Annotated in this window: 16 protein-coding genes and 1 pseudogene; 14 read left to right on the top strand and 3 right to left on the bottom strand. The window is 63.5% G+C overall.

The window, feature by feature from the left end; genetic code table 11:
• Positions 1-66: 66 nt before the first annotated feature.
• The 4 genes and pseudogenes from AB4Y42_RS17810 to AB4Y42_RS17795 all read left to right on the top strand — a co-directional run.
• Positions 67-345 carry a hypothetical protein gene (locus AB4Y42_RS17810; protein WP_368687873.1) on the top strand — a complete coding sequence of 93 codons (279 nt, stop codon included), beginning with the start codon at positions 67-69 and terminating at the stop codon, positions 343-345.
• 90 nt (positions 346-435) lie between these two features.
• Complete coding sequence (locus AB4Y42_RS17805; RefSeq protein WP_368694871.1) at positions 436-639, top strand: hypothetical protein; 204 nt, start codon at positions 436-438, stop codon at positions 637-639.
• A 279-nt stretch (positions 640-918) separates the two neighbouring features.
• Positions 919-1,134, top strand: coding sequence for a hypothetical protein (locus AB4Y42_RS17800; RefSeq protein WP_342921661.1), 216 nt, complete (start codon positions 919-921; stop codon positions 1,132-1,134).
• A gap of 282 nt (positions 1,135-1,416) precedes the next feature.
• Positions 1,417-1,539, top strand: a pseudogene (locus AB4Y42_RS17795) (branched-chain amino acid ABC transporter substrate-binding protein); the annotation flags it as partial.
• Positions 1,540-1,572: 33 nt separating this feature from the next.
• Here AB4Y42_RS17795 and AB4Y42_RS17790 read toward each other — a convergent pair.
• Positions 1,573-2,562 carry a GlxA family transcriptional regulator gene (locus tag AB4Y42_RS17790; protein ID WP_368694870.1) on the bottom strand — a complete coding sequence of 330 codons (990 nt, stop codon included), beginning with the start codon at positions 2,560-2,562 and terminating at the stop codon, positions 1,573-1,575.
• A 106-nt stretch (positions 2,563-2,668) separates the two neighbouring features.
• Between AB4Y42_RS17790 and AB4Y42_RS17785 the strand changes: the two genes are divergently transcribed.
• Complete coding sequence (locus tag AB4Y42_RS17785; protein ID WP_368687876.1) at positions 2,669-3,202, top strand: 4-oxalocrotonate tautomerase family protein; 534 nt, start codon at positions 2,669-2,671, stop codon at positions 3,200-3,202.
• Between the two features lie 75 nt (positions 3,203-3,277).
• On the opposite strand, the gene AB4Y42_RS17780 is transcribed toward AB4Y42_RS17785, so the two are convergent.
• On the bottom strand, positions 3,278-3,601 hold the full coding sequence (locus AB4Y42_RS17780) for a DUF4148 domain-containing protein (RefSeq protein ID WP_368687877.1): 324 nt from the start codon (positions 3,599-3,601) through the stop codon (positions 3,278-3,280).
• Between the two features lie 454 nt (positions 3,602-4,055).
• Here AB4Y42_RS17780 and AB4Y42_RS17775 point away from each other — a divergent pair, with 454 nt between their 5' ends.
• The 9 genes from AB4Y42_RS17775 (at position 4,056) to AB4Y42_RS17735 (ending at position 12,730) form a co-directional block, all read left to right on the top strand.
• Positions 4,056-4,532, top strand: coding sequence for a MarR family winged helix-turn-helix transcriptional regulator (locus AB4Y42_RS17775; RefSeq protein WP_368694869.1), 477 nt, complete (start codon positions 4,056-4,058; stop codon positions 4,530-4,532).
• Between the two features lie 49 nt (positions 4,533-4,581).
• Positions 4,582-5,574: a carbon-nitrogen hydrolase family protein gene (locus tag AB4Y42_RS17770; protein WP_368687879.1), complete on the top strand. Its 993-nt coding sequence runs from the start codon at positions 4,582-4,584 to the stop codon at positions 5,572-5,574.
• An 82-nt stretch (positions 5,575-5,656) separates the two neighbouring features.
• Positions 5,657-6,592, top strand: coding sequence for an NAD(P)H-binding protein (locus AB4Y42_RS17765; protein ID WP_368687880.1), 936 nt, complete (start codon positions 5,657-5,659; stop codon positions 6,590-6,592).
• A gap of 153 nt (positions 6,593-6,745) precedes the next feature.
• The gene (locus AB4Y42_RS17760) at positions 6,746-8,104 is read left to right on the top strand and encodes an epoxide hydrolase family protein (protein ID WP_368687881.1); all 1,359 of its coding nucleotides are present in this window, start codon (positions 6,746-6,748) and stop codon (positions 8,102-8,104) included.
• Between the two features lie 68 nt (positions 8,105-8,172).
• Positions 8,173-8,601, top strand: coding sequence for a hypothetical protein (locus tag AB4Y42_RS17755; protein ID WP_368694868.1), 429 nt, complete (start codon positions 8,173-8,175; stop codon positions 8,599-8,601).
• A gap of 84 nt (positions 8,602-8,685) precedes the next feature.
• Positions 8,686-8,844: an Lrp/AsnC ligand binding domain-containing protein gene (locus AB4Y42_RS17750; protein ID WP_368687883.1), complete on the top strand. Its 159-nt coding sequence runs from the start codon at positions 8,686-8,688 to the stop codon at positions 8,842-8,844.
• A 124-nt stretch (positions 8,845-8,968) separates the two neighbouring features.
• Positions 8,969-9,388, top strand: coding sequence for a MarR family winged helix-turn-helix transcriptional regulator (locus AB4Y42_RS17745; RefSeq protein ID WP_368687884.1), 420 nt, complete (start codon positions 8,969-8,971; stop codon positions 9,386-9,388).
• Positions 9,389-9,478: 90 nt separating this feature from the next.
• Entirely contained in the window at positions 9,479-10,786 is a 1,308-nt protein-coding gene (locus tag AB4Y42_RS17740; RefSeq protein ID WP_368694867.1) for a chloride channel protein, read from the top strand.
• Between the two features lie 363 nt (positions 10,787-11,149).
• The gene (locus tag AB4Y42_RS17735) at positions 11,150-12,730 is read left to right on the top strand and encodes an isocitrate lyase (protein WP_368687886.1); all 1,581 of its coding nucleotides are present in this window, start codon (positions 11,150-11,152) and stop codon (positions 12,728-12,730) included.
• Positions 12,731-12,812: 82 nt separating this feature from the next.
• Here the strand turns inward: AB4Y42_RS17735 and AB4Y42_RS17730 are convergent, their stop codons facing one another.
• Positions 12,813-13,724, bottom strand: coding sequence for a LysR family transcriptional regulator (locus tag AB4Y42_RS17730; RefSeq protein ID WP_368687887.1), 912 nt, complete (start codon positions 13,722-13,724; stop codon positions 12,813-12,815).
• Between the last annotated feature and the right edge of the window lie 108 nt (positions 13,725-13,832).

Genomic DNA, 13,832 nt, shown 5'->3' with positions numbered 1-13,832 from the left:
CCGGGCGTATGCTGAATCGTGACGAGTTGCGGCATCGAGCTCGTCGGTTCCACGGATACCGCGGCGATGGACGATAAAGTCAATGCGTTGGAAGGCAGTGACTACCTGCTGAGGCTTGCGGTCCTTCGAATGCAGGTGGTCGATCTCTGGTCCGGCGAAAAGACACGCGTACGGTCCGATCTGTCGAAATTCATCAACTTCGTCGAGGCGCAACTGCCTGACGACCTACGCGTTCAAAGCGCCTGCAACATCGCCCGATCGCTGGTCGTGCTGGAGCGGCCATTTTGCGCGCTCCTTCGCATCGAGTTGCTGCTTGCCCAGTTTGGGCACTTCGCTGACTCCTGACTCATGTCCGGAGCCTGGCGGCACTGACGCAGGAATGGCCGTTTAGGCCGCCGGCCACCGTCCGCGCCCTCCGCATGAAAGGCTGCGCTGTTGCGCGACCTCGCGTCTGAGCAGATCGCGGTGCAGCGTCATGGTCTGCATGATGTCGTGCATGACACAAAGCAAATCTTCTCCTGCCACGCTGGCGGTGCCGTGATCCCGCTGACGCTGGACGCATGCCGTGAGCACCGCCAGCCTGTGGCGAGCTTCCGCGAGGTGAAGGTCTGCGGTATGAAGCTCGAGCTCCTCGGCTGATGGGTCGTTCATGATGCCCCTCTCCGGATTCGCCGCAATCGGCCGCAACGAATGGCAAGGCTGGCACCGCGACCACCCCAGTATATGCCTCGCACGAGAAACTATCGCTGTACAAATGAAGGCCGGGGCGTAGTATGAAAACTTCCGTCGACTGCGACCGATCCCGCCGCTCCTCCTGCCACTTCTCAGGGATCGCGCCGCTCCCCTCCATCGCAGACCACGAATGCCGCCGGCCGAAGACAGCTTGCGGACTCTTCACTGGGATTCAGGGAGCGAACTATGCGTTCAGATCCAGACCGGTTTCATATCGATCCCACGCCACGTCGGGCGGATGGGGAATACATGGCGCACGCGCGCATCAGCACCAGCCGTATCGATGGAAGCGAGTGCGAAGTCCACTCCAGCGGCGATCTCGCGGGATTCGACGCGCGCGAGGATGCCATTGCCTTTGCGGAGAACTGGGCAAGGCAATGGCTGGATGCCCGCTTTGGCTAGGCGGTCCCATCGGCTGCTCCGCGCATTTGCGGCTCCGCGGCCTGCTCGGGTTGGGGCCACGCCAGGCTAAAGGAAATCCCGGCCGTGTCGTTATACCGGGGGCGAATCCAAATGTTCCTGAATGGTGATGGTCGCTGGCATGCCGTACACGGGAAGAACCCGATTTCTCGAGAAACGACGCAGTTTTCGGGACGCCACAGAACTGCGTCTATTCCTCGAGAGTGCGGCGGAGAGTTCACGTCATCTCGCTGTGGCGGTCCAACTCTTCGGGCTGGTGTCATGACGGACTACAAGGGCGTGATCGGCGAGACGCGTTTCGATTCGAAGGGCGATCTGCAGAATGCAACGCTGACCCTCTACACGTTCAACGACGGCAAACGCGAAAGCCTCGGTGTCCAGCACTGAGCCACGACCGCATCGCGGCCCGGCGCGATGCTTTTAGCGGGACGCACGCGAGAAACGCAACTGATACTCGCGCGGCGAGAGACCCGTTTTACGCTTGAACAGCACGCGAAACGAACCCGGATCGGCGTAACCGACGCGGTCGCTGAGGTTTTCGAGCGCGATGGGCCGGGATTCCAGCAACTGTTTCGCCACTTCGATGCGAAGATTCTGCAGATATTCGAGTGGCGCGAGGCCCGTGGCCTGCTTGAAGCGGCGGTTCAGCGTCCGTTCGCTCACGGCGAGCCACGTGGCAAGCTCGCTCAACCGGAACCCCTCGGCAATCGTCGCTTCCATGCGCTGCTGCGCCCGGGCGATGAGGGGATCCGTGTGACCGTGTTCGTCGACCAGCGTCGCATAGGATGCCTGATCAATCCGATTGACGTCGATCAGCAAGGATCTCGCCGTCACGGCAGCAAGCTTTTCGTCGGCGAGTACTTCCACGAGCCGTATCGCGAGGTTGAGATACGACGTGACCGCGCCGCTGGAAATGATGCGGTCCTGCCCGGTCAGGACCTCGCGTGCCCGCAGCTCGACGGCCGGATAACGGCGCGCGAAGTCGGCCGCCTTCGCCCAGTGCGTGGTGGCGACCCGCCCGTCCAGCAGGCCCGCCTCGGCAAGCAAATAGTTGCCTGTGCAGTAGGCCGCCAGCACGGCGCCGGCCTTGTGCTGGCAGCGCAGCGCCTTCGAGAGCTTGTCGATCCGCTCGCGGTGGCCAATGAACTCGTCCATGTCGGCGAAGAACGGCGCCGTGAGCAGGATGGCGTGCGCGCCTTTGCGTCCGTCGATCTTGCCGTCCACCGCGATGGTCTGGCCCGACGCCGCCCTCACCGGCTGCCCGTCGAGGGATTCGACGCGCCATGCGAAACGCCACGCACCATGCCCTCCGCGTGCCCCCAGTTGATTGGCGGCGTTGAAAACGTCGATGGGGCCGGCCACGCCGGAGGCCAGAATGCCGTCGTAAACCCAGATTCGGATCGTGATCATTGGCGTGTCCGATATGCCTTCAATAATGGCGATCTTGCCACTTCCTCGCTAGCCGGTAAAGCCGCATGATCGTCCCATCCCAACACCTGATCGACGGAGTAGCGCCATGCCCATGATCGACGCACTGTGGCCCGAAGACGCCCTGACACCCGAAGCCGAAGCCGGGCTCGTCAAGGAACTCACCAACATTCTGATCCACGCGGAGGGCTACGATCCCGGCAACCGCATCGCGCAGGGCGTGACCGTGCTCTATCTGCACCGGCCGGCCGCCGTCTATGTCGCCGGGGAGCCCTCGCCGCTGCCGCGCTACCGCATCGTTCCTTCGGCGCCGGAAGGTCAGTACACCGATGCTTCCCGCAAAGCGCTCGTCAGGGCCGTGACCGAAGCCGTGGCCCGCGCCGAGAACCGTCCCCTCGAAGACGTGGCGCCGCGCGTGTGGGTTTTCCCGACCGAGATTCCGGACGGCACGTGGGGCAGCCGCGGTAGCATCTGGACGTTGCCCGATATTCACGCCCTGCTCGAAGGCGAGGCCGAACGCGACGTGGGCGCGGCGCGACTCGCGCGCCGACGCCGCGAAAAAGCGCGTACCACGCTCGCGGCAGCGCTCGACGCGGCATCCACGGGGCACACTGACGAGTAACGGCGAAAGGCCCTTCGCAAGCGAAGAGCCTCTCAATGGCGACGGCCCGCAGGGCCGCGCGCCCGACAAGCATCGTTAATGCGCGTAGACCGGACCGAGCCCGGGCGTGTCCTGCCTGGACGAAACTGTCGCCGCACCGGCGCCTGCCGCCGACGAGCCGTCCGCCACGCCGCCAAATCCCGAAGCCACCGCGCCGTTCTGCGCGCTCACGCGCGCCTCGGCCGCCTGAATTTCCTGCGGATAGTTCGCATAGTCGGCGGTAGGGTTGTAGCCGGCCTTCTCCAGCTGGACGAGCTCCGCGCGAACCTGTGCACGCGTGAGCGGCTCGCTGGATTGCGCGAAGGAAACAACCGGAACGGCGACGATAGCGGCAACGACCAGCGACTTGATGAGTTTCATGGGATCCACCTGTAAGCAGTATTGGGTCAGACCACGGTTGCGTGGCACGTGCATCCAGTCGCCTCGACGTCTGCTTTGCGACACCGCCGACTGGCATGGACGCATTTGAAACCCTCAACGTATCCGGCTTGTTTCCGTGAACCCCGGCTTTTGCAAGCCTCCTTGTCCTCTGGCGCGATGGATACACCACGATACAAAGTCCGCAAGATCGCTGCGTGCCGTTCGGGTCGGCGCGCCTGTCTCAATCGTCTGAATGTTGCGGATGCCGGGCTAGTGCGTGCGGCGCGCCGTTCCTGGCGACCCCGCACGGGTTTTGTATCCCCATGTATCTGGCCGCCGCGTGGAAACAGGCACATACACAAAGGCGGGCCGCCCGACACGTGCGGGATACATCGGCACGCTTCAATACGTCAACCGGGCCAACCGCCCCGCACGAACCCTGGAGTCGCGAAGCATGTCCTGTATCGAAACCGTTCCGCGCAGCACCGAAGCATCGGCCAGCGTGAGCGCGCAGATCGCCCGCCACTGCCTGCTGACGCGCACCCGGCAGATCGCGCGCGTGCTGACCGGCCTTTACGACGAGGCGCTGCGCCCGCTCGGCATCAGCTCATCGCAGCTTTCGCTGCTCGTGCTCGTCGCGGAGTACGGCCCCTTGAGCCGCGCCGCGCTCGGGCGCAAGAATCATCACGACCGCACGACGCTCACGCGCAACCTGCAGCCGCTCATCGCCCATGGCTGGGTCGCCGATGGCGAGCCTGGCGGCGACGGCCGCAGCCGTGCGCTCTTGGTCACGCAAGCGGGCCGCGCGCTGCTTCGGACCGCCGGGCCGGCGTGGTCCACCGCGCAACAGCGCGCCGCCGGCGTGCTCGGCCTGGAGGGCGCGAGCGCGCTCATGAACATCGCGGCGGATCTGTCGTCAGCCACTGTCTGAATTTTTTTCGTCGTCAATGTTGCATATGCAACACCATCAGGAGCCTGCAATGAAAGTCGTCAAAGCCGCCGCCGTCCAGATCAGCCCCGTGCTCTACAGCCGCGAGGCAACGGTTGCCAAGGTCGTGCAGAAGATTCTCGAACTCGGCCGCAAGGGCGTGCAGTTCGCCACGTTCCCCGAGACCGTGGTGCCGTATTACCCATACTTTTCCGCGGTGCAAACGCCCATGCAGTTGCTCGCGGGCACCGAGCATCTGCGCCTGCTCGAACAGTCCGTGACGGTGCCCTCGCCCGCCACCGATGCGATCGGCGAGGCCGCACGGCAGGCGGGCATGGTGGTCTCCATCGGCGTGAACGAGCGCGACGGCGGCACCATCTACAACACGCAACTGCTGTTCGACGCCGACGGCACGCTGATCCAGCGCCGCCGCAAGATCACGCCCACCCATTTCGAGCGCATGATCTGGGGCCAGGGCGACGGCTCGGGCCTGCGCGCCGTGGACAGCAAGGTGGGCCGCATTGGCCAGCTCGCCTGCTTCGAGCACAACAACCCGCTCGCGCGCTACGCGATGATCGCCGACGGCGAGCAGATCCATTCGGCCATGTATCCGGGCTCGGCCTTCGGCGAAGGCTTCGCGCAACGCATGGAAATCAATATCCGCCAGCACGCGCTGGAATCCGGCGCCTTCGTCGTAAATGCGACGGCGTGGCTCGATGCCGACCAGCAGGCGCAGATCATGAAGGACACGGGCTGCGCGATCGGGCCGATCTCGGGCGGCTGCTTCACCACGATCGTCGCGCCGGACGGCTCGCTGATCGGCGAACCGCTGCGCGAGGGCGAAGGCGAAGTCATCGCCGACCTCGACTTCTCGCTGATCGACCGTCGCAAGATGCTGATGGACGCGGCCGGCCACTACAACCGTCCGGAACTGCTCAGCCTGCAGATCGACCGCACGCCGACGGCGAACGTTCACGAACGTGTGCAGCACGCCGCTGCGGCGACCGGAAACGACAGCGAGGAACCACGTACGATCGTTGCCTGAGGGCGCACTGCATCCGCTCTGGCTACTGCCTCTCTTTAAATGTGTATATACACTCTTTAGTGTTACGAAACAGGTAAGCGAAATGACCACTCAAACCCAGCATGACCGTCCGATTCTCGTCACGGGTGCGGCAGGCGCAATTGGCGCCGTCGGCCGCAGCATCACCGAAAACCTGCTTGCGAAGGGCCATCGCGTGCGCGCGCTAGTGCGCCGCGAGGACGCGCGCGCCGACGAACTGCGCCGCCTCGGCGCACAGGTCGTGCTCGGCGATCTGACCGATCTCGATTCGATGCACCGCGCCATGGAAGGCGTCTCGCGCCTCTACTTCGGCATGTCGGTGTCGCCCGCGTATCTCGAAGCGACGATCAATACCGCAGCCGTTGCGCGCCATCACGGTGTCGAAGCGTTCGTGAACATGTCGCAGATGACCGTCTCGCAGATGAGCATCACCGAAACCACCGACAGCGTGCAGCAAAAGCAGCACTGGCTCGCCGAGCAGGCGCTCGCCTGGTCGGGCCTGCCCGTCGTCACCGTGCGGCCCACGGTGTTTCTGGAGAGCTTCTTCCTGCTTCTTGCGGCAGAGGGCGTGCGCAAGCACGACGAACTCGTGCTGCCGCTCGGCAAAGGCCGGACCTCGCCGATCTCGTCGCTCGACGTCGCACGTGCCGTCGCGGAGATCCTCGACAATCCGGCGCCACATATCGGCCAGGTCTACCACCTCACGGGCCTCGAATCCTGCGATATGGAGCACTATGCGCGCCTCTTCTCCGAGGTGCTGGGCCGCACGATCCGCTACCGCGACGTGCCCGTCGAGGCATGGGCTGCGAAGCTGGGCGAACTCGGGATCACCGCGCACGTCGTCAAGCATCTCGCGGTCATGGCCGAACTGCATGCGCAAGGCCGCTACGACCGCATGACCGACGACCTGCGCAAGCTCACGGGTCAGGCGCCGATCGGCATGCGCGAGTTCGTGACGCGCCATGCTGCGGCATTTGCGAGCGGCGCGGCATCGGCCTGATGCGACGCACGTTTGCGTGCCGGGACATCCGGCGCGAATTCCGTTGGCGAGCGATGCAAAACTGCAGCACATGCGCACGCCAGCACAACTACGCCTGGTATTGCGAAGCATCCATGTGCGCTCTGCCTCCGATACCAGAAAAACGGAGTACCTATGTCTGACGATTCTCTCATCCCGTCGCCGTCGCGCCGCCGCTTCATGGGCGCGACCGCGGCCGCCGTGGCGGCAGCCTCGCTGAGCCAGCTGGCGTTCTCGCAAACCCTGCAGGGCATCACCGAAGTCAAGTCCGCACCGAACGGCGACAAGACCGCGATTCGCCCGCTGCGCGTGCATGTGCCCGAAGCGCAGCTCGTCGATCTGCGACGCCGCATCAAGGCCACGCGCTGGCCCGACAAGGAAACAGTGAACGACGATTCGCAAGGCGTGCCGCTCGCGATGATGCAGGAGGTCGCACGCCACTGGTCGACCGACTATGACTGGCGCCGCTGCGAGGCGAAACTGAACGCACTGCCGAATTACATGACCGAAATCGACGGACTCGATATTCATTTCATTCATGTGCGCTCGAAGCACGAGAATGCGATGCCGCTCATCGTCACGCACGGCTGGCCGGGCTCGGTCATCGAACAGTTCAGGATCATCGACCCGCTGACCAATCCCACGGCTTACGGCGCGAGCGCCTCCGACGCCTTTCATCTGGTGATTCCGTCGCTGCCGGGCTACGGCTTCTCGGCCAGGCCGACCGAGGTCGGGTGGGGTCCCGAGCGGACCGCGCGTGCGTGGGTCGTGCTGATGAAGCGCCTTGGCTACGAGAAGTTCGCGGCGCAAGGCGGCGATCTGGGCGGCATCGTCGCCAACGTGATGGCGAAGCAAGCGCCGCCGGAACTGCTCGGCATTCACGTTAATTTCCCGGCGACGATTCCGCCCGAAATCGCCAAGGCGCTGCAAGCCGGCTCGCCCCCGCCAGCCAGTCTCAGCGACGACGAAAAGCACGCCTACGAGCAGCTCGCGAGCGCAGCCAAATCGCGGCGCGCCTACGCGCTCGAACAGGGCACGCGCCCGCAAACGCTCTATGGGCTCTCGGATTCGCCGATCGCGCTGGCCAGCTGGCTGCTCGATCACGGCGACGGCTATATCCAGCCGGCTGCGGCGCTCACCTCGGCCGTGTACGGGCGCGACGTCAACGGAGAATCGGCGGGCGCGATGACGCGCGACGACGTCCTCGACGACATCACGCTCTACTGGCTGACGAACACGGGCATCTCGGCCGCTCGCTTCTACTGGGAGTCGCACTTCAATTTCCTGGCCGCCGCCGACGTATCGGTGCCGGCCGCGGTGAGCGTCTTCCCACGCGAGAACTATCAGGCGCCGCGCAGCTGGACCGAACGCGCCTATCACGACCTCATCTACTACAACCGGCCCGACAAGGGCGGCCACTTTGCGGCGTGGGAACAGCCGCAACTGTTTGCACAAGAGGTGCGAGCGGGCCTGCGGCCGCTGCGCCAGTCATAGCGCGAGCCGTCTGTACGGCGCCGGGACGCGACTCCCGGCGCCGACCTGAAACCGAAGGAACATCCGACATGAAATTCAACGACACTGCGCCTGTCTTGGCGCCCGAAAACACGCCGCCGCTCTGGCTGGCGAAACTGGCAGAAAATGCCACGCTGGAAGCGACCGTCCTGAAGCGTCCGATAGAGGGCCGCGCGGATATCCTTGCCGTGATCAGGCATGCCGTTTCTCTCTATGCGTTCCAGCATCACAGTTACAAGGGCAAAATCGGCAACAGCCTCTACCTGGAGTCCTACCGGTCGCAGATCCAGGGACAACCCATCGAAACCGTGGTCGTCGCGCATCTGAACCAGAATGGTGAAACGGATTCGGTCGTCATCAACCATCGGCCGCTCGAGGCAGCGCTGTTGTTTTCGGCCCTGATGTGGGAGCGAGTAGACGAACGATTCCGCGACCACTATCTGAGTGGACCGGAAGCGGCGGCATTGAAGACGACGTAGGTCACGGGGCAGCCGGAGGTGATCGCGTTGATCGAGCGGATGCGCAAAGCGTCCGGAGACACGTCGTCACGATAGGGTGAGAACGTGCAATCGTTCGAGGACGCGCTCATCGACATTCCCGAGATCACGCGCGCGGAGCGTCTGTTCGGCGAACCCGACTACATGCTGCATGTCGTCACGCGGGATCTATTGAGTACGACAAGACACGTGATACGCACGAACTGGAAATCATCAACAGAATGACCGCCACCGTGCGCGCCCGATGGCTGGAAGCACGTGCGTGGTAACCTCCCCGACGGCCGGTCCGCCGCCACCCGTTCGCCCGGCGAGGCACTCCGCACGACCGGCGACGCATCAGGAACCGCACATGAATTCAGGCAAATCAACCAGACGCGCGCTGCCAGGCAAGCGCGAACTCGAAGCGATGTCGGCGTTCCGCTATGACCTGCGCAAGTTTCTGCGGGCTTCCGAAGAGATCGCCAACGCCGCGGGCATCACGACGCTCCAGTACCAGTTGCTGCTGCACGTATGTGGCTTTCCCGACCGCAACTGGGCGACCGTCGGCGAACTCGCGGAGCGCTTGCAGGCGGCGCCGAACGGCACGGCGGCGCTCGTCTCGCGCTGCGAGTCGGCCGGACTCGTGGCGCGCAAGCCCGATCCCGCCGACCGTCGCCAGGTGCAGGTCCATCTCACAGCCAAAGGCGAGATGTTCCTGCTCGAACTCGCGGCCGAGCACAAGGCGGTCTATGGCGCGTTCGGCTGGGTGTTCGACGAGGCCGGCAGCTAGCCCTTCCCGGAGCGGGCCTGTTGGACTGTGGCGGATGAAAAGGCAATTTATGTCACAATGTGCCTTAAATGCCATTTTCTCCGGCTACCCATGCGATTTACGAACATTTTTGATCGGCGCACGCTTGTGCGAAGCCATCGGCGCTGGCGCTATTTCGGCGTGTTCTGGGTCGGCGCCATCGCGACCGGGCTCATCGCGGTCCTGTACGCGCGGCTCATCGACTTCGGCTTCGACCTCTTCGTACAGGTGACCGCCCACTACTGGTGGTTACCCCTTGTCATCACGCCGGCGATCGCCGCGTTCAGCGTCTGGGCCACGCGACGCTGGTTTCCGGGTTCCGAGGGCAGCGGCATCCCACAGGTCATCGCGACGCTGCACGACGTGCGCGGACTCGGCCCGCGCCTGCTCACGCTGCGTATCCTGATCGGCAAGATCGCCCTGTCGTTCCTCGCGATCCTCGGCGGATTCACGATTGGCCGCGAAGGGCCGACCATCCACGTGGGCGCCGCGCTGATGTACAGCCTCCGGCGCTTCTATCCCGCGCGGCTGCGCAGCATGTACGGCGTCGGCCTCGAATACAAGCTCGCGCTCGCGGGCGCCGCCGCCGGCCTTTCTGCCGCGTTCAACGCGCCGCTCGCAGGCGTGGTCTTCGCCATCGAAGAACTCACGCGCAGCTTCGAAGCGAAAACCAGCGGCGTCATCATCACGGCCATCATCTTTGCGGGCGTCGTCTCACTCGCGCTGCAAGGCAACTATGTGTATTTCGGGACGATCGCCATCGGCGGCCATTTTCCCGATCTGCTCGCGGTCGCCGTCATTCTCGTTGGCGTGATCACGGGCGTCGCGGGCGGCGTGTTCTGCTGGCTGCTGCTCAATACCGAACGATGGATGCCCTCACGCTTGTTCACTCTCCGAAAGGACAGCCCCGTAGCGTTCGGCGCGCTGTGCGGTTTGTTCATCGCCGTGATCGGCGTGGCGACCGGCGGCCACCTGTTCGGCAGCGGCTATGCGGAAGCGCGCGGCATGCTCGAGGGTCACTCGCAGCTCGGCGCGGCCTATCCCGTGCTGAAAATGGCCTCGATGGTGGGCTCGTATCTGCCAGGCACGCCGGGCGGTCTCTTTGCGCCTTCGCTCGCGATCGGCGCCGGCATCGGCAATGCCCTGCACATGGTGTTCGGGCAGATGCAGTTGCCGATGCTGATCGCGCTCGGCATGGTCGGCTATCTGGCCGCCGTCACGCAGAGCCCGATCACGGCGTTCGTCATCGTCATCGAAATGATCGACGGGCACGCGCTCGTGATCTCGTTGATGGCAACGGCGCTCGTGTCGAGCCAGGTCTCGAAGCTGTTCGCGCCGCCGCTGTACGAAGCCCTGGCGCATCGCTATCTGAAGCATTGACGCGCGCTGAGACATCCGTTCGTCACAACGGACGTCTACCAAAACCCCCATCTATCGTTGCTCGAGCCATTCGCGCTCGCCCGTCCCCGGCAACCGAAAGCGCACTTCACATCGTGAAATACAGCTTGAATTCCCGAAGCGGCGCCATTTCGCCTTATGAAAACATGTTCTATAGCGCAAAAATTGTTCGCTATCTATTTGATAAATAAAGAATAAATAACTCATATGTCTTATATAAGACTTTGCTGCGACGCATCAGGAAGACCCTACAATTGAGCCATGCAGTTCGCTTCGACTTACGTGGCGGCACGCTGAACCATTCATTCAATCGCGCTTTGCTCTTCGGAGACTTAGGAGATACACATGGCTCAATATCAAGACGACATCAAGGCAGTGGCTGGTTTGAAGGAGAAACAAGGCAGCGCCTGGAATGCCATCAATCCCGAATCTGCCGCACGCATGCGGGCCCAGAACAAGTTCAAGACGGGCCTCGACATCGCGAAGTACACGGCGAAGATCATGCGCGCCGACATGGCCGCCTACGACGCCGATCCGTCGAAGTACACGCAGTCGCTGGGTTGCTGGCACGGCTTCATTGGCCAGCAGAAGATGATCTCCATTAAGAAGCACTTCAACAGCACCGAGCGCCGCTACCTTTACCTGTCCGGCTGGATGGTGGCCGCGCTGCGCTCCGAGTTCGGCCCGCTGCCGGACCAGTCGATGCACGAGAAGACCTCCGTCAGCGCGCTGATCCGCGAGCTGTACACCTTCCTGCGCCAGGCCGACGCCCGTGAACTGGGCGGCCTGTTCCGCCAGCTGGACGCAGCTGTTGGCCCGGCCAAGGCCGCCATCCAGGAGAAGATCGACAACCACGTCACCCACGTCGTGCCGATCATCGCCGACATCGACGCGGGTTTCGGCAACGCGGAAGCCACCTACCTGCTCGCCAAGCAGTTCATCGAAGCGGGCGCATGCTGCATCCAGATCGAAAACCAGGTGTCCGACGAGAAGCAGTGCGGCCACCAGGACGGCAAGGTCACCGTGCCGCACGAGGACTTCCTGGCCAAAGTCCGCGCGATCCGCTACGCCTTCCTGGAACTGGGCGTGGACGACGGCATCATCGTGTGCCGCACCGACTCGCTGGGCGCAGGCCTGACCAAGCAGATCGCCGTGACCCACACGCCGGGCGACCTGGGCGACCAGTACAACTCGTTCCTCGACTGCGACGAAATCGCGGCCGACGCACTGGGCAACGGTGACGTCGTCATCAAGCGCGACGGCAAGCTGCTGCGTCCGAAGCGCCTGCCGAGCAACCTGTTCCAGTTCCGCGCCGGCACGGGCGAGGCGCGTTGCGTGCTGGACTGCATCACCTCGCTGCAAAACGGTGCTGACCTGCTGTGGATCGAAACCGAAAAACCGCATATCGCCCAGATCGCCGGCATGGTCAACGAGATTCGCAAGGTCATCCCGAACGCCAAGCTGGTGTACAACAACAGCCCGTCGTTCAACTGGACGCTGAACTTCCGCCAGCAGGCGTATGACGCGATGAAGGCCGCGGGCAAGGATGTGTCGGCATACGACCGCGCCCAGCTGATGAGCGTGGAGTACGACGAGAGCGAACTGGCGAAGGCCGCCGACGAAAAGATCCGCACCTTCCAGTCCGATGCGTCGCGCGAAGCCGGCATCTTCCATCACCTGATTACGCTGCCGACGTATCACACCGCTGCGCTGTCGACCGACAACCTCGCCCGCGAATACTTCGGCGACCAGGGCATGCTCGGTTATGTGGCTGGCGTGCAGCGCAAGGAAATCCGCCAGGGCATCGCCTGCGTCAAGCACCAGAACATGTCCGGCTCGGATATCGGCGACGACCACAAGGAGTATTTCAGCGGCGAAGCGGCGCTGAAGGCGGCGGGTAAAGACAACACGATGAATCAGTTCTGATAGTCGTCAGCCCCCATGTACAACGCCAATCCTTTCGGGTTGGCGTTTTTTTATGCGTCGAGATTGCTCGTGCAGCGGCCTGTCACGCCGCACTGTGCTTCCACGACCTGAACAGATCGAGTAGCACCCTGACCTGGCGGCTCAAGGTCACGTCACGATGCCATACCGCGCCCACGTCCATGGTCGGCACTGCAACACTCAGGTCCCTGCGGCTGATGCGGTTGCCTTCCAGCGACCACGGCCGATAAACGAGATCCGAAAGAATGGTCACGCCCTCGCCCAACGCGACGAGACTGCGCACCGCCTCGATCGACGTGCTCTGCATGCGCACGCGCGGCGAGACGCCATACTTTCCCCAGTAACGCGCGACCGTCTGCACGTGCTCGTCCATGTCGAGCAAAAGATAGTTCTCCTGCGCGACGTCTTCGAGCGTCACGCGCTGCGCTTCGAGCAATGGATGATCGGGCGGGGTCCACAACCGGCGCGGTGAACGGATCATGGTTTCGCACTTCAGGTCGTCGTGCAGCGCGGTGTTGGAGACGAGCAGCAGCGCCATGTCCAGTTCGCCGTCGAGCAACTGGCGTTCGATGGTTTCGCGCTCGCGCTCGATGACCTCCACCTGCAGATTGCGGAAGCGCCGCGTGACGGTCGACATCAACGACGGCAACAGATACGCGGAAATCGTCTCCGTCATGCCGATACACACCCGCCCCGAAATCTGCTCCGGCACCTCCTGCGCCGCGAGCACGGCCTCCTGCACCGACTGTTGCGCCTGCTGCACGTGCCGCATGAATCGCACACCCGCATCGGTGAGGCGCACTCCCTTGGCATGGCGCGACAAAAGCGGCACGCCAACCGCGTCCTCGAGGTTTTGCAGCGCGATGGTCATCGACGACTGCGACACGTTGCAAAGATTCGACGAATGCGAAATCTGCCCGGTATCGGCGACGGATAAAAAGTACTCGATCTGGCGCAGGGTGATCTGGCGCGGCATAGGAAACGCCCGAATGTGAGGTATTGAAAAACTCTATATTGCCGGATCAAAAATATGAATTTGGCATCGTTTCTGGTTTCGTAGCATAGCCCTATCGAACCCGGAGAC

Origin of the sequence: Paraburkholderia sp. EG286B (assembly GCF_040965655.1) — a bacterium.
Classification (GTDB): Bacteria; Pseudomonadota; Gammaproteobacteria; order Burkholderiales; family Burkholderiaceae; genus Paraburkholderia.
This window is presented reverse-complemented; position numbering and strand designations above follow the sequence as displayed.

Bases quoted from the DNA above. Each gene is read 5' to 3' on its own strand.
- AB4Y42_RS17810 (WP_368687873.1), top strand. From the start codon at position 67: ATGGACGATAAAGTCAATGCGTTGGAAGGCAGTGACTACCTGCTGAGG.
- AB4Y42_RS17800 (WP_342921661.1), top strand. From the start codon at position 919: ATGCGTTCAGATCCAGACCGGTTTCATATCGATCCCACGCCACGTCGG.
- AB4Y42_RS17790 (WP_368694870.1), bottom strand. From the start codon at position 2,562: ATGATCACGATCCGAATCTGGGTTTACGACGGCATTCTGGCCTCCGGC.
- AB4Y42_RS17785 (WP_368687876.1), top strand. From the start codon at position 2,669: ATGCCCATGATCGACGCACTGTGGCCCGAAGACGCCCTGACACCCGAA.
- AB4Y42_RS17780 (WP_368687877.1), bottom strand. From the start codon at position 3,601: ATGAAACTCATCAAGTCGCTGGTCGTTGCCGCTATCGTCGCCGTTCCG.
- AB4Y42_RS17775 (WP_368694869.1), top strand. From the start codon at position 4,056: ATGTCCTGTATCGAAACCGTTCCGCGCAGCACCGAAGCATCGGCCAGC.
- AB4Y42_RS17770 (WP_368687879.1), top strand. From the start codon at position 4,582: ATGAAAGTCGTCAAAGCCGCCGCCGTCCAGATCAGCCCCGTGCTCTAC.
- AB4Y42_RS17765 (WP_368687880.1), top strand. From the start codon at position 5,657: ATGACCACTCAAACCCAGCATGACCGTCCGATTCTCGTCACGGGTGCG.
- AB4Y42_RS17760 (WP_368687881.1), top strand. From the start codon at position 6,746: ATGTCTGACGATTCTCTCATCCCGTCGCCGTCGCGCCGCCGCTTCATG.
- AB4Y42_RS17755 (WP_368694868.1), top strand. From the start codon at position 8,173: ATGAAATTCAACGACACTGCGCCTGTCTTGGCGCCCGAAAACACGCCG.
- AB4Y42_RS17745 (WP_368687884.1), top strand. From the start codon at position 8,969: ATGAATTCAGGCAAATCAACCAGACGCGCGCTGCCAGGCAAGCGCGAA.
- AB4Y42_RS17740 (WP_368694867.1), top strand. From the start codon at position 9,479: ATGCGATTTACGAACATTTTTGATCGGCGCACGCTTGTGCGAAGCCAT.
- AB4Y42_RS17735 (WP_368687886.1), top strand. From the start codon at position 11,150: ATGGCTCAATATCAAGACGACATCAAGGCAGTGGCTGGTTTGAAGGAG.
- AB4Y42_RS17730 (WP_368687887.1), bottom strand. From the start codon at position 13,724: ATGCCGCGCCAGATCACCCTGCGCCAGATCGAGTACTTTTTATCCGTC.